Origin of the sequence: Streptomyces durocortorensis (assembly GCF_031760065.1) — a bacterium.
Classification (GTDB): domain Bacteria; phylum Actinomycetota; class Actinomycetes; order Streptomycetales; family Streptomycetaceae; genus Streptomyces.
The window spans coordinates 5,407,452-5,430,578 of the sequence record NZ_CP134500.1; the positions used below are offsets into that span (position 1 = coordinate 5,407,452).

Annotated in this window: 22 protein-coding genes; 11 read left to right on the plus strand and 11 right to left on the minus strand. The window is 71.5% G+C overall.

Features of this window, described 5'->3' with window-relative positions; genetic code table 11:
* Positions 1-37: 37 nt before the first annotated feature.
* From RI138_RS24070 to RI138_RS24095, 6 genes are all read right to left on the minus strand, one after another.
* Positions 38-1,300 (minus strand): aspartate aminotransferase family protein, encoded by a 1,263-nt coding sequence (locus tag RI138_RS24070; protein ID WP_311121577.1) that lies wholly within the window; start codon positions 1,298-1,300, stop codon positions 38-40.
* The gene (locus RI138_RS24075) at positions 1,297-2,511 is read right to left on the minus strand and encodes an ATP-grasp domain-containing protein (RefSeq protein ID WP_179500169.1); all 1,215 of its coding nucleotides are present in this window, start codon (positions 2,509-2,511) and stop codon (positions 1,297-1,299) included. The genes RI138_RS24070 and RI138_RS24075 overlap by 4 nt, the downstream gene beginning before the upstream one ends.
* Entirely contained in the window at positions 2,508-4,004 is a 1,497-nt protein-coding gene (locus RI138_RS24080) for an MATE family efflux transporter (protein ID WP_311121578.1), read from the minus strand. Before RI138_RS24080 ends, RI138_RS24075 begins: the two co-directional genes overlap by 4 nt.
* On the minus strand, positions 4,001-4,252 hold the full coding sequence (locus tag RI138_RS24085; RefSeq protein ID WP_096628407.1) for a hypothetical protein: 252 nt from the start codon (positions 4,250-4,252) through the stop codon (positions 4,001-4,003). Before RI138_RS24085 ends, RI138_RS24080 begins: the two co-directional genes overlap by 4 nt.
* 69 nt (positions 4,253-4,321) lie before the next feature.
* Complete coding sequence (locus RI138_RS24090; RefSeq protein ID WP_311121579.1) at positions 4,322-5,416, minus strand: class-II aminoacyl-tRNA synthetase family protein; 1,095 nt, start codon at positions 5,414-5,416, stop codon at positions 4,322-4,324.
* A gap of 20 nt (positions 5,417-5,436) precedes the next feature.
* Entirely contained in the window at positions 5,437-6,207 is a 771-nt protein-coding gene (locus tag RI138_RS24095) for a 2OG-Fe dioxygenase family protein (protein WP_096628410.1), read from the minus strand.
* Positions 6,208-6,640: 433 nt separating this feature from the next.
* Between RI138_RS24095 and RI138_RS24100 the strand changes: the two genes are divergently transcribed.
* Genes RI138_RS24100 through RI138_RS24115 form a run of 4 tightly spaced genes read left to right on the plus strand, consistent with a single transcriptional unit; the run spans position 6,641 to position 9,818 of the window.
* Positions 6,641-6,886 (plus strand): acyl carrier protein, encoded by a 246-nt coding sequence (locus RI138_RS24100; protein ID WP_096628412.1) that lies wholly within the window; start codon positions 6,641-6,643, stop codon positions 6,884-6,886.
* Positions 6,887-6,929: 43 nt separating this feature from the next.
* Complete coding sequence (locus tag RI138_RS24105; protein WP_311121580.1) at positions 6,930-7,778, plus strand: hypothetical protein; 849 nt, start codon at positions 6,930-6,932, stop codon at positions 7,776-7,778.
* Positions 7,771-8,976 carry a beta-ketoacyl-[acyl-carrier-protein] synthase family protein gene (locus RI138_RS24110; protein WP_311121581.1) on the plus strand — a complete coding sequence of 402 codons (1,206 nt, stop codon included), beginning with the start codon at positions 7,771-7,773 and terminating at the stop codon, positions 8,974-8,976. Before RI138_RS24105 ends, RI138_RS24110 begins: the two co-directional genes overlap by 8 nt.
* On the plus strand, positions 8,973-9,818 hold the full coding sequence (locus tag RI138_RS24115; RefSeq protein WP_311121582.1) for an enoyl-CoA hydratase/isomerase family protein: 846 nt from the start codon (positions 8,973-8,975) through the stop codon (positions 9,816-9,818). Before RI138_RS24110 ends, RI138_RS24115 begins: the two co-directional genes overlap by 4 nt.
* 66 nt (positions 9,819-9,884) lie before the next feature.
* Here the strand turns inward: RI138_RS24115 and RI138_RS24120 are convergent, their stop codons facing one another.
* Complete coding sequence (locus RI138_RS24120) at positions 9,885-10,958, minus strand: glycoside hydrolase family 6 protein (protein ID WP_311121583.1); 1,074 nt, start codon at positions 10,956-10,958, stop codon at positions 9,885-9,887.
* A gap of 105 nt (positions 10,959-11,063) precedes the next feature.
* Positions 11,064-12,047, minus strand: a complete 984-nt coding sequence (locus RI138_RS24125; protein WP_311121584.1) for an ArsR/SmtB family transcription factor — start codon at positions 12,045-12,047, stop codon at positions 11,064-11,066.
* 84 nt (positions 12,048-12,131) lie between these two features.
* On the opposite strand from RI138_RS24125, the gene RI138_RS24130 reads away from it, so the two are divergent.
* From RI138_RS24130 to RI138_RS24145, 4 genes are all read left to right on the plus strand, one after another.
* Positions 12,132-13,424 carry an MFS transporter gene (locus tag RI138_RS24130; protein ID WP_311121585.1) on the plus strand — a complete coding sequence of 431 codons (1,293 nt, stop codon included), beginning with the start codon at positions 12,132-12,134 and terminating at the stop codon, positions 13,422-13,424.
* Positions 13,425-13,434: 10 nt separating this feature from the next.
* On the plus strand, positions 13,435-13,944 hold the full coding sequence (locus RI138_RS24135) for a MarR family winged helix-turn-helix transcriptional regulator (protein ID WP_096628421.1): 510 nt from the start codon (positions 13,435-13,437) through the stop codon (positions 13,942-13,944).
* Positions 13,945-14,010: 66 nt separating this feature from the next.
* A complete protein-coding gene (locus tag RI138_RS24140; RefSeq protein ID WP_096628423.1) occupies positions 14,011-14,337 on the plus strand; it encodes a DUF3817 domain-containing protein in 327 nt (108 codons plus the stop codon).
* Between the two features lie 96 nt (positions 14,338-14,433).
* Positions 14,434-16,134 carry an acyl-CoA mutase large subunit family protein gene (locus RI138_RS24145; protein WP_311121586.1) on the plus strand — a complete coding sequence of 567 codons (1,701 nt, stop codon included), beginning with the start codon at positions 14,434-14,436 and terminating at the stop codon, positions 16,132-16,134.
* A gap of 17 nt (positions 16,135-16,151) precedes the next feature.
* Here the strand turns inward: RI138_RS24145 and RI138_RS24150 are convergent, their stop codons facing one another.
* Positions 16,152-17,570 (minus strand): sensor histidine kinase, encoded by a 1,419-nt coding sequence (locus RI138_RS24150; protein ID WP_311121587.1) that lies wholly within the window; start codon positions 17,568-17,570, stop codon positions 16,152-16,154.
* Positions 17,567-18,271: a response regulator transcription factor gene (locus RI138_RS24155; protein ID WP_311121588.1), complete on the minus strand. Its 705-nt coding sequence runs from the start codon at positions 18,269-18,271 to the stop codon at positions 17,567-17,569. Before RI138_RS24155 ends, RI138_RS24150 begins: the two co-directional genes overlap by 4 nt.
* Before the next feature lie 64 nt (positions 18,272-18,335).
* Here RI138_RS24155 and RI138_RS24160 point away from each other — a divergent pair, with 64 nt between their 5' ends.
* Positions 18,336-19,559 (plus strand): UDP-N-acetylglucosamine--N-acetylmuramyl-(pentapeptide) pyrophosphoryl-undecaprenol N-acetylglucosamine transferase, encoded by a 1,224-nt coding sequence (locus RI138_RS24160; protein ID WP_311121589.1) that lies wholly within the window; start codon positions 18,336-18,338, stop codon positions 19,557-19,559.
* A complete protein-coding gene (locus tag RI138_RS24165; protein ID WP_311121590.1) occupies positions 19,556-20,560 on the plus strand; it encodes a GDP-mannose 4,6-dehydratase in 1,005 nt (334 codons plus the stop codon). Before RI138_RS24160 ends, RI138_RS24165 begins: the two co-directional genes overlap by 4 nt.
* An 8-nt stretch (positions 20,561-20,568) precedes the next feature.
* Here the strand turns inward: RI138_RS24165 and RI138_RS24170 are convergent, their stop codons facing one another.
* A complete protein-coding gene (locus RI138_RS24170) occupies positions 20,569-21,195 on the minus strand; it encodes a TetR/AcrR family transcriptional regulator (RefSeq protein ID WP_096628430.1) in 627 nt (208 codons plus the stop codon).
* Between the two features lie 405 nt (positions 21,196-21,600).
* On the opposite strand from RI138_RS24170, the gene RI138_RS24175 reads away from it, so the two are divergent.
* Complete coding sequence (locus RI138_RS24175; RefSeq protein ID WP_311121591.1) at positions 21,601-22,569, plus strand: tetratricopeptide repeat protein; 969 nt, start codon at positions 21,601-21,603, stop codon at positions 22,567-22,569.
* Positions 22,570-23,127 lie beyond the last annotated feature (558 nt).

Sequence of the window (23,127 nt, forward strand, 5' to 3'; positions counted from 1 at the left end):
ATGGGGCCGCCCCGGGCTCCATCCGGAAGACGACCGCTTACGCCTGCGGTCCCGCCGCGAGGATCGTGCCGATCCGGGCGGCGAAGTCCTCCAGGTCCTCGTCGGTCGTGACCGCGCTGACGTACATCGGCTCCTCGATGTCCGGAGCCAGGTGGTATCCGGCCTCGCGCATGCCGGCGTACAGGGTGATGAACGGCTCCTGCTCCTGGCGGGCGACGTCCTGCTTGCCGCGGATCGGCGTGCCGTGGGGAACGAAGATCAATGCGAAGATCGAACCGGTCCGGACGAAGCTGAAGTCCAGGCCGTTTGCCACGCGGTGGCGCTCGACGGCCGCTTCGAGCAGCGCGCCCTTGCGCTCCAGTTCCTCGTAGAAGCCCGGCCGGGCGAGCTCCGCCAGGGTCGCCAGGCCGGCGGCCATGGTCAGCGGGTTGCCCGCGAGGGTGCCGCCCTGGAGTACGCGCTCCTCGTCCAGCAGCCGCATGATGTCGGCGCGACCGCCGAAGGCGCCCACGGGGGTGCCACCACCGATGATCTTGCCGAAGGCGGTGAGGTCGGGGGAGACGCCCAGCAGGTTGCTCGCGGGGCCGTAGGTCAGTCGGAAACCGGTGATCACCTCGTCGAAGATGAGCACCGCGCCCTCACGGGTGCAGATGTCGCGCAGTTCCTGGAGGAAGCCCGGCTCCGGCAGCACGAGCGACATGTTGCAGGCGATGGGTTCGATGACGACGGCCGCGATCTCGCCCGGGTTCTCGGCGAAGAGCCGGCGCACGCCCTCCGCGTCGTTGTAGTCCGCGAAGAGGTTGGAACGCATGGCGACCGGGTCGAGACCGGCGTCGCGCATCTTCGCCTCGCCCTTGTTCTGGACCAGGTCGAAGTGGCCGTGATACCCGCCGTTGAACCGCATGATGCGGGTACGGCCGGTGTAGGCGCGGGCCAGGCGCAGCGTGGACATGACCGCCTCGGTGCCGCTGCACACGAAGCGGAGCTGGTCGAGGTGGTCGGCGGTCGCGGTGATGCGCTCGGCGAGCTCGATCTCCTGCGGGCAGTACGTTCCGAAGAGCGTGCCGTTCGCGGCCTGGTCGGCGATGGCCTTGCTGACGGTCTCCGGCGCGTGGCCGAGGATCAGCGGGCCGAAGCCGCACATGAAGTCCACGTAGCGGGTGCCGTCGACGTCGTACAGGTACGGGCCGCGGGCCTCGGCCACGACCAGCGGCTCGGCCTTGACGTTGCGGCAGGCCCGCAGCGGGGAGCTGGTCCCCATGGGGATGACCGTCTGGGCGCGCTTGATCTCGGGCCTCATGACTGCTTTTCCTTTTCGGTTTCGATGGTGCACTCGCTGATCAGGACGGCCAGGAGGGCCTCGGCCTCTTCGCGGGTGTCGCGGGCGAAGTAGGCGGTCAGGACGGTCTCGAAGTTGAGCGGCGGGGCGAGGACGAAATCGCCGTCCTGCTTGTGGAGGTGGACGGTGGTGACGTCGTTCTTCTCGCACACCTCGACGGCCCGCGCGGTGTCACGCAGGAAACCGCTGTCCTCGATGGGGGCGTCGAACTCCAACGCCACCCGGTGGTGCGTGGGCTCGGGCGCGATCGGCCCGCGGCCCAGCTGGTGCAGGAGCGCGTAGGCGTCAAGACCAGTGCAGATGCGCAGCTGCTGGAAGGTGGTGGTGCCACCGCCGCAGAGCCGGGGGGCCAGTTCGAGGATGCGCAGGTTGCCCTGGCCGTCGAAGCGGAACTCGGCGTGGAAGGGCGAGTTGTCCAGGCCCACGGCGGGCACGATGCTCTCCAGCATCGCCTGGAAGTCCACGCCGAGTTCGGGGTCGAAGGGCTCGGTGAGGTAGGCGACCTCGTGGAAGAGCGGGCCGACCAGGGGCGGCAGCTTGCGGTGCACCTGGAGCGCGAGCACTCGGCCCTCGCTCACCATGCCGTCCACGGCGTACTCGTTGCCGTCGAGGTACTCCTCGGCGAGCATCGTGGACTGGCCCGCGCTCTGGCGCAGCAGTGTGCAGACCCGCTTGGTCTGCACGAAGGCCTTGGCGAACTCGGCGGGGGTGTCCACCTTGACCACGCCGGCGCTGTAGAAGCCGTTCGAGGGCTTGAGCACGATCGGGAAGGAGAGCCCGGCCGCCCCGACGACCTCCAGGGCCGCGGGCGCCTTCAGCGACGGGTCGAGTTCGACGTGCCGGGTGATGTGGTCGCGGACCGCCGGGTGCGCCTTGAACCGGGTCTTGTCGGACAGGCACAGCAGGGCGTCGATGCTGCGCGCGGTCAGACCGAGCTCGGCGCGCAGCAGGTCCAGCTGGATCTGGTAGCTGTCGTGGAAGGAGATGACCTCGTCGACGGTGTCGAGGTCCACCGAGCTGCGGGCGCTGTCCGCTACGGTGCGCTGCCAGTTCTCCCGGTCGTCCGCGTCGAGGGCGGGCGGGGCGAAGAACTGCACGGTGTGGCCGTGCTCGTCGGCGTAGTGGAGGTAGTCACGGCAGTTCTCGCGCTGCCCGAGGATCAGTACGTTCACGGACCAGTCTGACTTTCTGTTCGTGGGATGTTGTAGCCGTCGGTGCACGCCGGCTGAGGGGTCTCGGCGTCTTCCGCCGGCGGACCGGCCTCGACGAGGAGGTTCTCCCGATTGGCCACTGCCTTGCGGATGCGCCAGAGGCAGACGACCGCCATCACGGCCTCGAAGAACGAGAAGATCAGCCAGATCACGGGCAGGAGGTCCGCTTCGCCCCGATGCGTCAGGACGACCGTCGCGATGGTGGGGACGCAGAGGCACCACATGAGGACGATCCGGGTCAGGAAGCCGAAGCGGGAGAGGCCGAAGCACTCCAGCACGGCGGAGCCGACCATGGAGAACATGAAGGCGGCGGAGTACGTCCACAGCACCCGTGAGGTGTCCACAGCGCTCTCGACCGTCTCCGGTCCGGCCTCGTTCAGGCCGAACGGCGACAGGAGCAGGGTCGGCGTGACGATCTGGAAGAACGCGACCACAGCCACGTACGCACCACAGACGAGCAGGGTGCTCCGCATGATCCGCGGGACGCTCGTGTACAGCCCGGCGCCGATCGCGTTGCCGCACAGGATGTTGCAACCCAGCCCGAGGCCGATCAGCGGGATGACCGCCGCGTAGTTCAGGGACAGGGCCACGTTGTTGGCCGAGAGGGCCAGGAGACCGAGGACGCCGGCGAGCCAGACGAACGCCGTCTGCCCCAGCTCCTCCAGCCCCATCGAGCCGCCCGCCGGCGCTCCACGGCGCAGCCGCAGCCACAGCTCGTGGATCAGGGAGCGCGCGCCCTGGCCGAGCAGCGCGGTGAGCCGGGCGGCGTAGCCCTTGGGGAGGCCGACGCAGTAGCCCACGAACATCACGACGACGGCGCTGAGCGTGCCGAGCGCTGATCCTCGCATGCCCATCTCGGGCAGTCCCAGGCGGCCGAAGACGAGACCGTAGGTCATCACCAGGCCGACGGCCTGGCCGATGAGGCCCACCGTCATCGGCACGCGGGTGCGGCCGATGCCGTTGAAGTAGGAGGACAGGGCCATGTTGAGCGTCATGACCGAGCCGAAGAGCGTGGACAGGCCCAAGTACTGGGCCTCCAGCTCCTGGACGGCCTCCGGCTGGCCGCTGAGCGCCGGGATGCTCGTGATCAGCGGGGTCGACGCCAGCAGCAGCACGCACAGCACGAGCGCCAGGGCGATGCCCCGGGCGCCCTCGTCCATGGTGCCGCGGTCGTCCTTGCGCCCGTTGGCCTGGGCCACGTAGGAGCGGGTGATCCCCACCGTGCCCGTCGCGAGCATGATCAGCGTGGTGGCGGTGAAGACCGCCGGCCCCGAGGCCTGGAGCGTTTCCTCGGAGTAGCGGGCCAGGCAGATGCGGTCGACCAGCATCAGGACGAGATTGCCCACCATGCCGAACATCAACGGCACCGAGACGCGCACGACCTCGCGCATGACCGACCCGTCGAAGAGGCGGTCGCGGGGCACCGGGCGGCCGAGCCGTCGCGGTGCTCTCACAGCTCGACGCCGGAATCCACGAGCAGTTCGCGGACGCTCTTCACCAGCGCTTCCCGGTCCGTCAGGTCGAAGGGCAGCACGTCGCCGACGTCGAGCATGACGTCCAGGCGCTCCTCCAGCCCGACCAGGAAGCGCATCTGGTCGAGCGAACTGACGACGATCTCGGACGGCGCCGAGTCGGCCGGGACGTCCCGCGCCGTCGCGAGCTGCTCCAGGAGCTCGGAAACCACGCCTGCGATATCTTCCATGGAACTCATTCCTCAGTGGTGTGGCGGACCGGGGGTCCCTCCCCCGGGGAGGGGCAGACCCCGCGGGGCTCAGCTCGTGGCCGCCGGGAGCAGACCGTAGGACTTCAGGGCGTAGGCGAGCCGGTCCAGACCGATGCCCGCGCAGCAGGTGGCGTCCACGCCGAGGTCACGCAGACCGAACGAGTCGGCGAAGACCTCGCCGTGCAGGTTCACGCTGGCCACCGACAGCTCGCCGTCGGCCAGCGGGATGCGCACCTCGCACTTGCTGCCGTTGAGCAGCTGGGCGTCCCGGGTGATCGAGGGGTCGTTGCCGAAGAAGGCGTCCGAGGCGCTGACTATCCGGTGCGGGACGTCGAGCGAGGCGAAGAAGTCGGTGAACGACTTGAGGAGCCGCTCGTACGTCTCCTGGACCTGCTCCGTGCCACCCAGCCGCACCAGCTCGAACATCGTGAACTCGGCGAGGCGGGTGGCCCCGTGGTTGTGCGACTCGTTGCGGAAGACTGGCCCCTCGATGCCGAACAGGCCGCCGTCCTCACCGCCGTGACGGTCGATCAGCGTGCGGGCGTTGGCGTACACGTGGTAACACGTGACCGGGTTGAGCACCATCTCCGACGGGACGTAGTACGAGGCCAGGGCCTCGGTCTGCCCCGGTCGGAGCTGCGAGACGGACACCCCGTCCCAGTAGTCCGGGCGGATCCGGCCCACGGAGTTCACCAGGTTCGGGAACTTCTGGTAGTAGCCCGCGCGCACCAGGACATCACGGGGGATCTGCGCCGATCCCGTCAGCTGCGGGGCGTCGAACCTGGCGGCGACGCCCTCCCGGACGAGGGTCCGGGTGTGCTCCATGGCCGCGCGCCACTCGGGCCCGTGCAGGTAGGTGCCGGCGGCCACCGGTATCCGGTCGTCGGTCGGCAGTCCACAGGAACGCTCCGTCGTCGGGGTGTGCTCCGCGTAGACGTTGACCGCGACCTCGCGGTGGCCGCGCAGGAAGTGCCGGACCGTTTCGCCCAGTTCCTGCTCGCTCAAACCCGCTCCGGCGGGGACCGTGACGTCGATGCCGGCGCCCGGGAACGTCACCTCGGCGCTGCCGTAGTAGAACGTGAGGGCCTTGCGGAGCTCGTTGGCGGCTTCCGCGCCGACCGTACGGGCGTGGTGATAGCCCACGCTGTTCACAGTGCTGCCCCTCAGATGCGGTGCCGCATGGGCACCCAGTCGGCGAGGAGGATGGCCCGCTCGCCCGGACGCGGTTCGCTGCCCTTGCGGATGGGCGCCACGTAGTGGCTGACCAGGTCGTCCGTGATGGCGTACGAGTCCAGCGGCTTCTGCAGCTGGAACTCGGAGAGGATGTCGTGCGACGGGACGTCCTGCGGCTGCTTGCCGCGGTGGGGCGGCGTGGCGATGACGTTGTGTCCGCCCTCGGCGTTGTCGCGGTAGATCATGTGGCAGAAGACGTAGGGCTCGCCGTCCTGGTGCAGCTCGTTGGGCGAGGAGACGGCCTCCTTCTCGTCGTCGTCGATGTGCAGCTTGATGAGGTGCACGCCCACGTAGAGCGGCCAGACGGAGTCGTCCTCGCTCCAGCGGGTCTGCTCGAAGTCGAACTGGATCATGTCCAGGACGAGCGGGTTGTCGAGGACCTCGTCGCCGATGGCCGGCAGGTTCCGCACCACGCCCACGTACTCGGGGTTGTTGTCACCCTGGTAGTAGCCGTTCATGCCCTCGCGGGCCTGGCTTTCCGTCGCGGGCATCCAGAAGAATTCCTTCGACCAGGGAAGGAAAACTCCGCGGGCGTAGCGGCGGTGCCGTCCGGACCCCGGAGCGTAGGGGTCGAGCGGAAGATCACCGTAAGCGGAACGTAGTGCCTTGTAATTCTCATCCTCCGCGGTGATGCCGAAGTGATCTGCGAGATCCCAACGGTCATACCCGTTTTTCGAGAGTTCGGAAGGCGTAATTGACATACCCGTTTCCCCCAGTGAGCCGTCGTATTCCTCGGGTGACCCTAGGTCACGTCCGAGCGTCCGCCAATGTGTGGATGATCACACTGTGAGATCGTCGGCGGGTGTGGTCGGGTAGACTCGAACGGCCCGCTGGCCAGGGCAAGTGTCGTACAGCGGACTTCAGATACCGCAAGTCGTACACCTGAGTCGACAGCTTGAGCGCCTACGGTGACGGCGCGGCGTGAGGGCCTGGGGGGTTCCGCCGCGCGAATCCGCAGCCTCCCGCGTATTCAACGGGACCACTTTCCACTTCCGTATTGACATGTGCTTGCTGCGGGAATTAGCGTCCGACCTCGTGCGGGGCGGGCCGGACAGAATTGCGAATTCTGCTCGACTGTCCGGTGCGCGACTTTTTGCACCGATAAAACGTACTCACTGATCCGGGGGAAGTGGAATGTCGGAAGCAATCGATAACAAGATCGCGGCGATCCTCAAGCAGGTGGCCGAACTGCCGGACTCCTTCGAGGTCAAGGCCGAGCAGGACCTGAAGGCCGACCTGGAGATCGACTCCCTGAAGCTCATCGACGTCGTCGTCCTCGTCGAGGCCGAACTCGACATCGAGATCGGCGACGAGTTCGCCGGCCAGATCGTCACCGTCGCCGACCTCCAGCGGCAGGTCGACAGCCTGGTCGCCGGCTGACGCCCCAGGACCTCGGCTCTCACCCAGTCCCACGGAGGATCGTGTGTTCGAGTTCAACCTGAACCAGGTGGCGCTGTGCGCGCCGGACGGCGTGACGGAGACGGGCGAGCCCGACGGACTGCCGGAGGACCTGTACGACGTCATCGGCTCCACCGGCGACCAGTTCCGCGACTGGTTCACCCGGCTGTGCCTCTACTTGGTGCGCACCTGCGGGGAACTCCCCGAAGGCCGCACCGACGAGACGGTCGTGATCGGCACGGAGTACGGGAACACCGCGGCCCTCGCCCGGCTCCAGCGCGACGCCGCCGCCAAGGGACGACTGCTCTCCGCGCAGTACTTCCCCAACGCGACGTCCAGCTCGGCTGCGGCCTTCGTCAACCTCACCATCGGGGCGACCGGCCGCAACATGACGCTCAACGGGGGACTGCTCACCCCCGTCACCGCCATGTGGCAGGCGCTTTCGGCGCTGGACCGCGACCGCTCCGGCATCAGCAGACTCCTCGTCGGTGACGTCTACTCGCCCGAGGGACTCCAGGACGCCGAGCACGACACCCCCGGCCTCGCCTGCGACTCGGGAGTGGCCCACGCGACCCTGGCCAAGGGCCGGGACTTCAAGGCCGAGTTCGACTTCTCCGCGCCCGCGTCCGATGAGGTCGGGACACCGGCCGGTGCGCACATCCGAGTGACCGGGGTGGGCGGCGCGGCGACGGAGGCGACTGCGGCGGCGACGTCGTACGGGCGCAACGGAGCTTTCGTCACGGCCGACTTCCTTCGAGCGGCCTACGCGCTGCGGCCCGCCGAGAGCGCCGTACTCACGTGCCTGAGCCCCCTCGGGCGCCGGGCCACCGTCACCGTCACCCGGCAGAAGGGCACCACCCGTGGGCATGGCTAGCAGTTCGACGCCGGAGCCGACCCGAGTCTTCGTGACCGGACTCGGCATGATCTCGCCCGCCGGTGCGGGTGTGGCCCCGTTCTGGGACGACCTTTGCGCGGGACGGCAGCGCTTCGAGGAACTGCCGCCCCTGTACCCGGGCATGAAGACCGGCATCCTGGGCGGCCGGGTCCCCCGGTCCGCGTACGAGGAGGCCCTCGCCCGGGCGGGGGCCGAGACGCGGGCCACCCCGCGCGCCGCCTCGGTCTTCGCCGAGTACGCCGCGTTGGAGGCCCTCCAGGACGCCGGCCTGCACCCCGGGGACGCCGCACTACGCGACGCCGTGGTCTGCGTCGGCAGCAGCGACGGCCAGGCCGACGCGCTGGAAGACCTTGTCGCGGGGCGCCGCGACGTGAAGGAGACCGGCGGCTTCTCCAGCTACTCCATCTCTGAGGGAGTCGCCCGCGCCGTGGGCTCCCGCGGCCAGGTGTTCACCGCCCAGAGCACCTGCGCCTCCGCCAACGTAGCCCTGTCGTGCGCCCTGGAACTCCTGCGCTCCGGCGCGGCCGACACCGCGATCGTCGGCGGCTGCGACCCGTACTCCGAGAAGAACATCATCGGGTTCAGCACCCTCCAGGCCATCGGACCGGCGCCCTGCCGGCCCTTCGCCGGGAACCGTCGCTTCGTCACGCCCTCCGAGGGTGCCGGCGTACTCGTCCTGCAGACCGAACGGGCGCTGCGCCCCGGCACCAGGCCGTACGCCGAGGTACTCGCCACGGCGGTCAGCAACGACGCCGGTCACCCCACCGCGCCCGACCGCGACGGCGTGGCCGCCTGCCACCGCCGGGCACTGGACGAGGCGGGGCTCGGGCCCGAGGACATCGACGTGATCTTCGCGCACGGGACCGGCAGCCGCGCCAACGACGCCATCGAGGGCGGGATCTTCGCCGAGCACTACCCGAAGGCCGCCGTCACCGCCATCAAGGGGACGATCGGACACCTGATGGGCGGGGCGGGCGCCGCCGGCTCGGTCGCCGCCTGCCTCACCCTGCGGCACCGTCTGGTCCCGCCCACCCCGGTCGAGGCCTCCGAGGTGGAACTCGACATCAACCTCGTCACCGGAACACCGCGCGCCCTGCCCCAGCTCCGGCACGTCCAGAGCAACGCCTTCGGTTTCGGCGGCAACAACGCCATCGCCATCTTCCGGAGCGCCGAGTGAGCGCCGCTCCCACCCCCGGGACGGCGGACACCTCTCCGGGGCTGCCCGCCGTCCCGCAGGACGCGTTCTTCCCGCTGCGCCTGACGTACGACGGCCCGCTCGCCGTGCTCACCATGGACAGCCCGCCGGCGAACACCTTCGACGCGGCGATGTGGCGGGGCTGGGCGCAGGCGATGCGATGGCTGACGGAGCATCCGCCGCGCGCCCTGCTCGTGCGGGCCGGCGGACGCATCGTCAGCGCGGGCGTCGACGTCCAGGTCTTCGCGGACCTGGACCCGGACACCGCCGAGGAGTTCTGGCACGGTCAACTGCGCATCACCCAGGCCCTGGAGAAGCTGCCGTGTCCCACGGTGTTCGCAGCGCACTCCCTGACCCTGACAGCCGCCTTCGAACTCGCCCTCGCGTGCGACCTGATCGTGGCCACCGCCTCCGCGCGGTTCGGCCTCGTCGAGCGCAAGGTCGGCTTCACCCCGTCCATGGGCGGCACCCAGCGCCTGGCCGAACGCGCCGGTCCCGGTCGGGCCCGGGAACTCGTCATGACCGGCGACCTGTACCGCGGCGCCACCCTGGCGGACTGGGGCGTGGTGAACGCGCTGTTCAAGCCGGCCACCTTCCACGCTGACGCGCACGCGTACGCCCTGCGGCTGGCCAACGGCCCCACCGTGGCCCACAGCGCGACGAAGCAGGTCGTCCGCGCCTACCTCGACGGCGGTGTCGAGGCCGCGGACGGCCTCCTGCCCGCGGTGGCGGGACGGGTCGCGCGTTCCTCGGACCACGCCCGCGCGGTCGCCGCCTTCCTCGCCGACGGCCCGGAACACGCCACGACCTACGCGGGGGAGTGACGCATGCGGTCGCCGACCGCCCCCTACTGCCGGTCGGTCTGAGCGCGGAGGCGTCCGCCCCGTGTCTCAGGAGGCGGCGCGCCTGGCCAGACCGAGCGCGTACTCCGGCCACCAGTCGCCGGCCGGCGGGCCGCCCCGGCAGGTGCCGTCGGACTCGCCCGGCCGCTTGATCCACAGGTAGGCGTCGAGCCGGTCGTCGCCGGTGTCGGTGGTCGGCGGAGTGCCGAGCCCCCGGCCGGGCGGGTTGCACCAGGCCTCGGCGCGGCCCCCGGGCAGGGGGCCGTGGCCGTTGCGGCTGGTGTCGATCACGTAGTGCGCGCCGCCGACGGAGTCGGAGAGCAGCCGGGCGTACTTCTTGACGCGCCCGTTGGACTGGAAGTTGGAGACGTTCAGCGAGAAGCCGTCGGCGCGCTCGATCCCCGCCTGCTGGAGCGGCACGGCGATCTTGGACGGTTCCTCGATCCAGTCGGGGTTGCCCGCGTCCAGGTAGACCTTGGTGTTCGGCTGCGCCTTGAGCGTGTCCACCGCCTCGGAGAGCAGCTGGTAGCGCTCGGCGTGGTGCTCGGGCGGGGTGCAGCCGTCCGCGATGTGGGGGAGGGCGTCCGGCTCCAGGATCACGGTCGCCGGGGCGTCCCCTACGGCGGCGGCGAACTCCCCGATCCAGGCCCGGTAGGCGTCCGCGTCCTGCGCGCCGCCCGCGGAGTAGAGCCCGCAGTCCCGGTGCGGGATGTTGTACGCGACGAGCAGGATCGTCTTCCTGGTGCGGGAGGCCGCTTTCGCGGCGGCCCGGATCTGCGGGGCCGGGTCGTCCCACGCGGGCCAGTCGGCCACCGGCCGCCCGGAGATCCGCCGCAGGACCTTCGCGTCGGCCACGCGCCCCTCTTTCTCCCAGGTGCGGACCTGGCGGGCGGCGTCGCTGTTCGGGTCGACCCAGTACGGGGACGCGGCGCTCGGTGCGGGCTCGCCCCGGACGAGCTCGTCCGCCTCCTCGGCGGTGCGGGTGACGCGCGGCTCCGGTGTGGCACAGCCCGCGGCGAGGGCGGTCGCCAGGGCGAGGGCGGTCACGACGGGGAAAGTACGGAGAAGCGTGCGCGGGAGGGCGCGGGGGAAGGCACGGGGGACGACTCTGCGGCCGGACATCCAGACCCCTCGGACGGCGGTGGCTCACGGCAGGGAAACGTGAGTAATCGTGACATAACGGTCACCGAGAGTGGCGGTGCGACACCATCCGCAACAGGGCGCCGCTCAGGTGGAGGCCGCCAGTGTGATCCCCAGCGGTGTGCGCTCGTACAGCACCTGGTGCCCGTAGCGCCGCGAGGTCAGCAGCCCCGCCCCGCGCAGCACCGACAGATGCGCCGACACGGAGGAGGGGGCGAGGCCGAGCCGGTGGGCCAGAGCGCTCGTGCCCGCCGGTTCGTCCAACGCGCACAGCACGTCCGCCCGGGCCCGGCCCAGCAGCCGGGCCAGGGTCTGCGGGGTCCGCTCGCCGGACTCGCTCCACAGCCCGCCGATCCCGCGCGCCGGGTAGACCACCGCGGGCTGCCACGGCTCCTCGAAGCCGCCCACCACGTCCGGCCAGACGAACACGCTCGGCATCAGCACCAGCCCCTGCCCGCCGAGCACCCGTTCGTGGTCGCCCCGCGTCCCGGTCACGGTCAGCGTGGAGCCGCGCCACCCCAGCTGCGGGCTCACCTCGCCCAGCAGCCGTTCGAAGCCGCTCTCCGCGAGCCGCCGGGAGTGGTAGGCGATGTCGGCCTCCAGCAGCGCCCGCAGCCGCGGCCAGTGCGGGGCGATCAGCACCTGCCAGGCCCGCTCCAGCAGATCGGCCAGCTGCTGTACGGCCCCGGCGGGGTCCTCCAGCATCCGCCGACCGGCCGCCGACTCCTGAAGGCCGGGCCGCTCCGCGAGAGCCGGCGCCAGATCGGCCCGCGCCACCTCGGGATCGACCGCCCGCACGCCCGCGATCTCCTCCTCGAAGGTGGCCAGCGGGCCCAGCGGGGGTGGGCAGAGGAAGTCCGGGTTGTGGCCGCCCTCCGGCATGATCAGCCACAGCGGTCCGAGGTCCAGGTCCGAGGCGGCCGCGCGGATCTCCCGGAGCCAGGGCAGGTGGTAGCCGTGCCGTTGCGGGCGGGCCAGGGTGCGCACGGCCTCCTGCGTCTCCCAGAGCGGGGAGAGCGCGAACCGGCAGCGCAGCAGATCACGCTCGCCGAAGTGCAGCTGGAACGGCACGCTTCCCCTCCCGTGACCGGCCGCGAAGATTCGTCCCCGGCCGAAAGTCTACGGCGGCGGGCCGCCCGGCCCCAGGCTCTCCCCATGTCCCAGGTGTCCTCCTCCGCCCCGCCCGCAGACTCCACCCCGCCCGCCGGCTACCGGGCCGTGTTCGCCGTCCCGGAGTTCCGCGCCGTCTTCGCCGCCCACCTGCTCTCCCTCCTCGGTGTCGTCGTCAGCGAACTCGCCCTCACCGTGCTCGTCTACGAGCTCACCGGCTCCCCGCTGCTCAGCGCCCTGACGTTCGCACTGGGCCTGCTCCCGTACGTGATCGGCGGGACCCTGTTCGCCGGGGTCGCCGACCGCTACCCGGCCCGCCGGGTCCTGGTCGTCTGCGATCTGGTCTGCGCGGCCTGCGTCGCCGTGATGCTGGTGCCCGCCACCCCGGTCGCCGGACTCCTCGCCCTGCGCTGCCTGGTCGCCGCCGTCGCGCCCGTCTTCACCGGGACCCGGATGGCCGCCCTCACCGACATCCTGGGCGAGGGCGACCTCTACGTACTCGGCCGTTCCCTCCTGCGGATCGTCTCGCAGAGCGCGATGCTCATCGGCTTCGGCGCGGGCGGCGTGCTGCTCACCGTGCTCTCCCCGCGCGGGGCGATCACCGTCACCGTGGTCACCTTCCTCTGCTCGGCCGCCCTGCTCCGCTTCGGCACCCGCGACCGCCCCGCCCGGACCGGCGACGGCGGTGGCACCCTGCTCAGGGAGTCGCTGGCCGGGGCCCGCCTGGTGCTGGGCGACCGCCGCGTCCGGGCGCTGCTGCTGCTGTTCTGGCTGCCCGCGATGTTCGTGGTGGCCCCGGAGGCGCTCGCCGCCCCGTACGCCGACGCGATCGGGGCCTCGCCCGCCGCCCTGGGGCTGCTGCTCTGCGCGATGGCCCTCGGGCACATCGGGGCCGAGCTGTTCGTCGGGTCCGCGCTCGGCCCCCGTACCCGCTCCCGGATTGTGCTGCCGGTCGCCGCCCTCGGTCTGCTGCCGCTCCTCGTGTACGCGGTCCGCCCCGGGCTGCCGCTCGCGCTCGCCGCCCTGGCGCTGGCCGGAATGGGCGCGGCCTACGTCATCGGACTCGACCAGTGGTTCGTGGACGCCGTCCCGCAGGAGCTGCGCGGCCGGGCCATGACGCTGCTCACCGCCGGGCTGATGACCGTCCAGGGCCTCGGGATGGCGCTGGCGGGGCTCGCGGCGGAGTTCTTCCCCGTGCACCAGGTGGTCGCGGCATCCGGAGCCGTCGGTACCGTCTGCACGCTCCTCCTCGTGGCCGAGGTCCGCAGGACAGCTCCCGCACGTATGTCCGATACCGATGGGCGAGACGGGGCTGACCGCCATATGACCAGTCGGTAAGGTCGGTGCCGTGCCGAAGCCGCTCAGCCTTCCCTTCGATCCCATCGCCCGCGCCGAGGAACTCTGGCGGCAGCGCTGGGGACCCGTGCCCTCGATGGGGGCGATCACCTCGATTATGCGGGCCCAGCAGATCCTGCTCGCCGAGGTCGACGCCGTCGTCAAGCCGTACGGGCTGACCTTCGCCCGGTACGAGGCGCTGGTGCTGCTCACCTTCTCCAAGGCGGGCGAGCTGCCGATGTCGAAGATCGGGGAGCGGCTGATGGTGCACCCCACGTCGGTGACCAACACCGTGGACCGGCTGGTGAAGTCCGGTCTGGTCGGCAAGCGCCCGAACCCCAACGACGGCCGCGGCACGCTCGCCTCCATCACCGACAAGGGCCGCGAAGTCGTCGAGGCGGCCACCCGGGACCTGGTCGCCATCGACTTCGGGCTCGGCGTGTACGACTCCGAGGAGTGCGCCGAGATCTTCGCCATGCTGCGGCCGCTGCGGGTGGCGGCCCAGGACTTCGAGGAGAAGTGAGCGCGGCCCCCGGCGAGGCGGGGGCCGCGCGAAGATCGCCCCGGCCGCCCGGCTACGCTCGTCGGCATGAAACAGAACGTGCTCACCCGCTACCGGGTGATGGCCTACGCCACCGCCATCTGGCTGCTCGTGTTCACTGCGGCGATCATCGCGAAGCGCGGGTTCGGGATCGGCGACACCGTGCTGATCTCCCAGGTCCACGGCGTGCTGTTCATCGTCTACGTCGTCTTCGCCTTCGATCTCGGCTCCAAGGCGAAGTGGCCGTTCGGCAAGCTCCTGTGGGTGCTGGCGGCGGGCTGCATCCCCTTCGCCTCCTTCTTCGTCGAGCCGAAGATCAGCCGTGAGGCCCAGGAGCTGGTCACCAAGCCCGCCCCGGCGGCCGCGAAAGCCTGACCGAACCGCTCTGCGGCTCGACCCCGACCGCCCCGCGCGAAAGCGCCGGGCGGTTTGCCATCGACATTTACTAGGACGTCCTAGTAAATTCGAAACATGGACGCTGACGCGATCGAGGAAGGCCGCCTCCGCTGGCAGGCCCGCTACGACAAGGCCCGCAAGCGTGACGCGGACTTCACCACGCTCTCGGGGGACCCGGTGGAGCCCGCGTACGGGCCCCGCCCCGGCGACTCGTACGAGGGATTCGAGCGGATCGGCTGGCCGGGGGAGTACCCCTTCACCCGGGGCCTGCACGCCACCGGCTACCGGGGCCGCACCTGGACCATCCGCCAGTTCGCGGGGTTCGGCAACGCCGAGCAGACCAACGAGCGCTACAAGATGATCCTGGCCGCGGGCGGCGGCGGGCTCAGCGTCGCCTTCGACATGCCGACGCTCATGGGCCGCGACTCCGACGATCCGCGCTCGCTCGGCGAGGTCGGCCACTGCGGGGTCGCCATCGACTCCGCCGCCGACATGGAGATCCTGTTCGGTGACATCCCCCTCGGTGACGTGACCACCTCCATGACGATCAGCGGCCCCGCCGTCCCCGTCTTCTGCATGTACCTGGTCGCGGCCGAGCGCCAGGGCATCGACCCCGGGGTGCTCAACGGCACGCTCCAGACGGACATCTTCAAGGAGTACATCGCGCAGAAGGAGTGGCTCTTCCAGCCCGAGCCCCATCTGCGCCTCATCGGCGACCTGATGGAGCACTGCGCCCGCGACATCCCCGCCTACAAGCCGCTCTCCGTCTCCGGCTACCACATCCGCGAAGCCGGGGCGACGGCCGCGCAGGAGCTGGCGTACACCCTGGCCGACGGCTTCGGCTACGTGGAGCTGGGCCTCTCCCGGGGCCTGGACGTCGACACCTTCGCCCCCGGGCTCTCCTTCTTCTTCGACGCGCACCTCGACTTCTTCGAGGAGATCGCCAAGTTCCGCGCCGCCCGCCGCATCTGGGCCCGCTGGATGAAGGAGACGTACGGCGCCAGGACCGACAAGGCGCAGTGGCTGCGCTTCCACACCCAGACCGCCGGGGTCTCCCTCACCGCGCAGCAGCCGTACAACAACGTCGTCCGCACAGCGGTGGAGGCTCTCTCCGCCGTCCTCGGCGGCACGAACTCGCTCCACACCAACGCCCTCGACGAGACGCTCGCCCTGCCCTCCGAGCAGGCCGCCGAGATCGCCCTGCGCACCCAGCAGGTGCTCATGGAGGAGACCGGCGTCGCCAATGTGGCCGACCCGCTGGGCGGCTCCTGGTACGTGGAGCAGCTCACCGACCGGATCGAGGCCGAGGCCGAGAAGATCTTCGACCAGATCAAGGAACGCGGCACCCGGGCCCATCCCGACGGGCAGCACCCCATCGGGCCGATGACCTCCGGCATCCTGCGCGGCATCGAGGACGGCTGGTTCACCGGCGAGATCGCGGAGTCCGCCTTCCGCTACCAGCAGGCCCTGGAGAAGGGCGACAAGCGGGTCGTCGGCGTCAACGTCCACCACGGCTCGGTCACCGGCGACCTGGAGATCCTCCGGGTCAGCCACGAGGTCGAGCGCGACCAGGTCAGCCAGCTCGCCGACCGCAAGGCCGCCCGCGACGACGCGAAGGTCACCGCCGCCCTGGACGCGATGCTGGCCGCCGCCCGCGACGGCTCGAACATGATCGCGCCGATGCTGGACGCGGTACGGGCCGAGGCCACGCTCGGCGAGATCTGCGGGGTGCTGCGCGAGGAGTGGGGCACGTACACGGAGCCGCCGGGCTTCTGAGAGCGGTGGGGAGGGCCTCAGCCCTTGCCGGTCATGGGCCCTCCCCCCCGGAACGTCAGCACGAACAGCGCACCGCCGCCCGGCGCCGCCCGTACCGTCAGCTCCGCCCCGTGCGCGCGGGCGATCTGCCGGGCCATCGCCAGCCCCAGCCCGGAGCCGGGCAGGGCGCGCGCCGCCTCGGCCCGGTAGAAGCGGTCGAAGACGTACGGGAGGTCCTCGGCCGCGATCCCCGGGCCGTGGTCCCGGACGGTCAGCTCAAGGCCGCCCCCGTACGAGGCGAGCCCCACCTCCACCGGCGCGTCCGGCGGGCTGAACTTGGCCGCGTTGTCCAGCAGGTTCGTCAGCAGCCGGGCCAGCCGCGCCGGGACCCCGGGCCGCGTCGCCTCCGCCGCCCCCGGCCCGATGTCCAGCGAGAACCGGACGCGCGGCCAGTGCGTACGGGCCGTGGCCACCGCGTGCTCCGCCAGCTCCGCGATCCGTACCTCCTCCAGCAGCGGCAGCGGCTCCTCGTCCCGGGCCAGCTCGATCAGGTCGTTCACCAGCCCGGTCACCTCCCGGATCTGCCGCCCCAGCGCCCCCGACGCCCGCTCCCGCTGCGCGGGCGTCAGCCGGTCCGCGCGGGCCAGCAGCTCCGCGTTGGTGCGCAGCGCGGTCAGCGGGGTCCGCAGCTCGTGCGAGGCGTCCGCGACCAGCCGGCGCTGGGAGCTCACCGACTGCTCCAGCTCCCCGAGCATGGTGTTGAAGCTGGCGGCCAGGCGCGTCACCTCGTCCTGCCGCCCGGGCGGGCCCGGCGGCAGCTCGATGCGGTGGCGCGGGTCCCGGGTCGCCGCGATCCGCTCGGCGGTCGAGGTCAGTCGGGCCACCGGGGCCAGACCGGTGCGCGAGACCGCGTACCCGAGCAGCCCAGCCAGCAGGACGCCCGCCCCGCCGACCGCCGCGAGCAGCACGGCCGCCTGCCGCACACCCCGCTCCACCGGGTCCGCGCGCAGCGCCACCTGAAGCGCCCGCCCGTCCCCGAACGGGGTCGTCAGCATCCGCAGCGGCTGCCCGAAGCGGGTGGCATTGCTGAAGTACGGGGCCCGCGTCCCCGCCGCCACCTCCCGTACGGGGGTGGAGACGGGCAGCAGATAGGCGGCCTCCGGGTCCGATGCCGGGTCGGCCGGGACCACCTGCGCGCAGGCCGGGGCGGAGAGGAAGCGGCACTCGCCCGCCACGATCTGCGGGCCCTGGCCCCGGTTCTCCTGGATCACCCGGGTCGCGGACTGGGTGAGCGACAGGTCCAGCTGATGCAGGAGCTCGTAGCGGATCACGAAGAACGCCGCCGCGCACACCCCTACGGCGACCAGCGCCACCGCCGCCGAGGCCGCGAGCGCCAGGCGCGTACGCAGCGGCCGCCTGCGCCGCCAGCGGGCGCCCAGCCGCCGCACCCCGCTCACGCCACGTCCAGCCGGTAGCCGAGCCCGTGCACGGTGTGGACGAGGCGCGGTTCGCCGCCCGCCTCCAGCTTGCGGCGCAGATAACCCACGTACACCGCGAGCGAGTTGGAGTCCGGGCCGAAGTCCTGGCCCCAGACCCGCTCCAGGATCACCTCGCGCGGCAGCACCTGGCCCGGGTGCCGGAGCAGCAGCTCCAGCAGGGCGGCTTCGGTGCGCGAGAACTCCACCGGGCGGCCGCCGCGACGCCCGGTCCGGGCCACCGGGTCCAGCGTCAGATCCGCGAAGGACAGATCCCCGTCCGGGGCGGGCGGCGCGGCCCGCCGCAGCAACGCCCTTACCCGCGCCACCAGTTCGTCCAGCGCGAACGGCTTCACCAGATAGTCGTCGGCCCCCGCCTCCAGCCCGTCCACCCGCTCGGCCACCGACGACAGCGCCGTCAGGACCAGCACCGGCGTCCGGTCCTCCATCGCCCGCAGCCTCCGGCAGACCGCGAGTCCGTCGAGCACCGGCATCATCACGTCCAGGACCAGCGCGTCCGGCTGCCAGGCCGCCACCGCCGACAGCGCCGCCAGACCGTCGCCGACGCCCCGGACCTCGTACCCCTCGATCCGCAGCCCGTCCTCGACGGCGGCCCGCACTTCCGGCTCGTCCTCGGCCACCAGAATCCTGCTCGTACTCCGCGTGCCGCTCATGCCGTTCATACCCCGAAGACTGCCAAACCGGACTCTTAGAACCTTCTTAGGCCGCATCCCGAGAGTGGCGGCCATGCGCACACCACTCTCCGTCGTGATCGGTGCGGGCGGCACCGGCGGTCACATCTACCCCGGTCTCGCCCTCGCCGAGGCCCTGCGCCGCGCCGAACCGGACGCGGTCATCTCCTTCATCGGCACCGAACGCGGGCTGGAGACGACCCTGATCCCGGCCGCCGGATACCGGCTGCACACCGTCGACATGATCCCCTTCGACCCCGCCCTCGGCGCCAGGCGCTTCCTCCTCCCGGCCGCGCTGCTGCGCTCCGGCGCCCAGGCCCGCTCGATCCTGCGTACGCAGAAGGCCCAGGTCGTCGTCGGCATGGGCGGCTATCCGAGCGCCCCGGCGATCGTCGGGGCCAGGATGGCCGGACTGCCCAGCGTGATCCACGAGTCCAACGCCGTCCCGGGCCGGGCCAACCAGTTCGCCGCCCGGCTCACCGAACACCTCACCGTCGCCTTCGACGGCAGCCGGGCCCATCTGTCGGGCGGCGAGCGGGCGCAGACCGTCGGCATGCCGATCGCCGCGTCGCTGGCCGCGCTGGACCGGCCCGCCCTGCGGGAGGAGGCCCGGCGCGCCTTCGGGATACCCGAGGGGGCGCGGGTCGTCCTCTTCAACGGCGGCAGCCTCGGCGCGGCCCGCCTCACCGCCGCCGCCGTGGGCCTCGCCGCCCGCTGGCGGGGCCGCGGAGACGTCCACCTCCTGATCAAGACGGGCCCGGCCGCGCTCGCGGAGACCCGGCGGCAGCTGGCCGAGGCGGGGGCGGGGACCGGTGTGGGACCGGTCGCGCCGGGGGCGTCCGGTCCGGAACTCGCCGACGCGGTCGCGGGGCCCGTAGCCCAGGCGGTGCCCTACCTCGACCGGATGGACCTCGCCTACGCGGTGGCCGACCTGGTGGTCTGCCGGGCGGGCTCGGCCACGATCGCGGAGCTGGCCACGACCGGGGTGCCCGCCGTCCTCGTGCCGTACCCGCACGCCCCCGGTGACCACCAGACCCACAATGCCCGGGTCCTCTCCGACGCGGGCGCCGCCCACCTCGTCCCCGACGCCGAGACCACCGCCGACCGGCTGGCCGGACTGATCGACCCGCTGCTCGCCGATCCGGCCCGGCTCGCGGTCATGGGGCGGGCGGCAGACCCGGGCAACCACGCCCACGCCGCCGACCTGCTCGCCGAGACGGTCCGCCGCCTCGCCGCCACCTCCGTACGACCCTCCGACGCAAGGGAGTTCACCTCATGAAGGACATCATCGACTGGAACGGCCGCACGGCCCTCGTCACCGGGGCCGAGGGCTTCATCGGCTCCACCCTCGTGGACCTGCTCGTCGAACGCGGGGCGCGCGTCAAGGCGTTCGTCCACTACAAGCCGTACGCGGAGAAGGGTCACCTCGCCCGCTACCTCGACGACCCGAACGGCCCGGTCGAGATGATCGCCGGGGACGTCGGCGACGCGGGACGCGTGATGGACGCGGTCGAGGGCTGCGACACGGTGTTCCACCTCGCCGCGCTCATCGGCATCCCCTACAGCTACGACTCCCCGGGCGCGTACGTCCGCACCAACGTCGTCGGCACCGAGAACATCGCCGAGGCCTGCCGCCGCCACTCCGTACGCCGTCTCCTGCACACCTCCACCAGCGAGGTCTACGGGACCGCGCTCACCGCCCCGATCAGCGAGGACCACCCGCTCCAGCCGCAGTCGCCGTACTCCGCCTCCAAGATCGGCGCGGACATGATGGCGCTCTCCCACTGGCACGCCTTCGAGCTGCCGGTGACGGTCGTGCGGCCGTTCAACACGTACGGGCCCCGCCAGTCCGCCCGCGCGGTCATCCCCACGATCCTGGCCCAACTGCACTCCGGGGCCCGGGAGATCCGGCTCGGCTCGCTGACCCCCACCCGTGACTTCACCTACGTCACCGACACCGCGGCCGGTTTCCTGGCACTGGCCGACTGCGACCGGGCACTGGGGGAGAGCGTCAACCTCGGCACCGGCCGGGAGATCTCGGTCGGGGACCTGGCGAAGGCCCTCGTCACCGCCTCCGGCCGGGACGCCGAGATCGTCGTGGACCCGGCGCGGCTTCGGCCCTCCGGCAGCGAGGTGCACCGGCTGCTCTCCGACAACACCCGGGCCCGGACGTGGGCGGGCTGGGAGCCCGAGGTCACCCTGGAGGAAGGGCTGGAGCGGACGTCGGCCTGGGTCGCGGAGCACCTCCACCTCTTCGCGCCCGACCGCTATCAGGTCTGACGGCGGAGCTACTCCGCCTGGGCGCCGGACAGCCCCAGCAGCAGCAGCGAGGTGAAGCCGCTCGCCCACTCGGCGTCCACCGGCTCCGCGCTCACCAGCGTGCGGTGCACCACCGCGCCGGCGATCACATCGAAGATCAGGTCCGCGTTGCGGGCTGCCGTCGAGGCGTCGTCCTCGTAGCGCAGCTCGCCGCGGGCCTGGGCGCGTTCCCGGCCGAGCAGCACCAGCCGCTTCTGCCGGTCCACGATCGCCGAGCGGATCCGGCGGCGCAGCGAGTCGTCCCGGGTGGACTCGGCGACCACCGCCATCAGCGCGGTCCGGGTCTCCGGCCGCTCCAGCAGCGCGGCGAACTGGAGCACCACGCCCTGCACATCGGCCGCCAGGCTGCCCCGGTCGGGAAGCTCCAGCTCGTCGAAGAGCACCGCGACCGCGTCCACGACCAGCTCGTTCTTACCTGCCCAGCGCCGGTAGAGCGTCGTCTTGGCGACGCCCGCCCGGGTCGCCACATCGCCCATGGTCAGCTTCGACCAGCCGAGATCGACCAGGGACGCCCGCGTCGCCTCAAGGATCGCGGCATCGGCCGCGGTGCTCCGCGGACGTCCCGTTCGGGTGGCTTTGGGGTCGCTGTCGTTCATGATGCGGCGACGATACCGGCCGGTAGGGAGAACCGTTCCGGCTCGGACTCCGTGAGACAGATCACCAGGATCACCTGTGCCGCCGGGCCGATCGGCAGTTACGCTACGGGTCGTAGCGTAAGGAAGGCGGTCGGACCCGCCCCGGACGCCACGTACGAGCGACAGCCACCAGGGCCCTCACGGAGGGCCCGGGCGCCGGGTGGGGACCCGGAGCCACACGGACCGGCCGGATGGGGATCCGGCGGGTCCACCGGGTCTTTCGGGGCCCGGCCAGTTCCACCAGGGCCTTTCAGGGGCCCGGGACCGTCTCGTTCCGCCCGCCCCCGCACACCGGCAGGGGCTGCGGACCGGCCCGGTTCTCGTATCGCTTTCCGGATCGGTGTGCTCAGGGGGGAGGATGTACGTATGCAGCCTAGGAACATGTCCATGAGCGGCGTCGTCGACCTCGCCGCTGTCAAGGCGGCCGGCGAGGCCAAGGTCAAGGCGGAGCAGGCCCGCGCGGAGGCCGCCCGCACGGGGGGCACCGGCGCCGTCGCGCCCGCCGCCCTGGTGATCGACGTCGATGAAGCGGGCTTCGAACGCGAGGTCCTCCAGCGCTCCGCCGAGGTCCCTGTCGTCATCGACTTCTGGGCCGAGTGGTGCGAGCCGTGCAAGCAGCTGGGCCCCCTGCTGGAGCGCCTGGCCGCCGAGTACAACGGCCGCTTCCTGCTGGCCAAGGTCGATGTCGACGCCAACCAGATGCTGATGCAGCAGTTCGGTATCCAGGGCATCCCGGCCGTCTTCGCTGTCGTCGCCGGGCAGGCCCTCCCCCTCTTCCAGGGCGCGGCCCCCGAGGCCCAGATCCGCGAGACGCTGGACCAGCTGATCCAGGTCGGCGAGGAGCGCTTCGGCCTCACCGGGATCGCCGTCGACCCGGACGTCACTGCGGACGCCGCCCCGGCCGAGGCGCCGGCCGGCCCGTACGACGCCCTGCTGGAGGCGGCCGCCTCCGCGCTCGACGCCAACGACTTCGGCGGCGCCGTTCAGGCGTACCAGAACGTGCTCGCCGACGACCCGGGCAACCCGGAGGCCAAGCTCGGCCTGGCTCAGGCCGAACTGCTCGGCCGGGTCCAGAGCATGGACCCGCAGGCGGTCCGCAAGGACGCCGCGGACAAGCCGGACGATGTGAACGCCCAGATCGCCGCCGCCGATCTCGACCTGGTCGGCGGTCATGTCGAGGACGCCTTCGGCCGGCTGGTCGAGGCCGTCCGCCGCACCGCGGGCGACGACCGGAACACCGCGCGGCTGCGGCTGCTGGAGCTGTTCGAGGTGATCGGCCCGGAGGACCCGCGGGTCACCGCGGCGCGGACGGCACTGGCCCGCGTCCTGTTCTGACCCTCGTCGATCCGACGAGATCCGCCTGTTGTCCCGATGTGACAAGACGGCCGCGCTACGCCACAGGCAGCGCGGCCGTTTTGCCGTATCGGCGCCAATCGCCGCCGCGGAGCATCTTCGCTTTACCAAATCTTGACAAAGGGACGCGCTGTTACTCGCAGTAAAGCGGGTCGGCGGTTATGTCCCGTTTCCAGGAAGTTTCCCGCTATTCGGATGTCCCTTTCGTGCCACCCTGCGTCGCCGCGTGATGCCGCCCTGTCGTATCGAGGTTATCGGGCCGTTACTAGCCAGTAACGATCCCTCTTGTGCCGGGGCCGTGAATGCACCACGATCGGCCACGCTCGGTCCAATACCCCCAGCCCGGTCTCCAGCCGGGTCCTGAGGGCCTGTTGGGTCCCCGCCGAGTGGGTCGGCGACAGTGGCGCCGACCGCGGACAGGGGGGTTCCCGCCGACAGGCGGGGCCTGTCCGACCGGCTGCGCGGAACGCGCGGCCAGTGGTTAGTCGCTCGGGGGTGAACGCCGGTGGATCGGATGCGGGACACGTCTCCGATACGGGC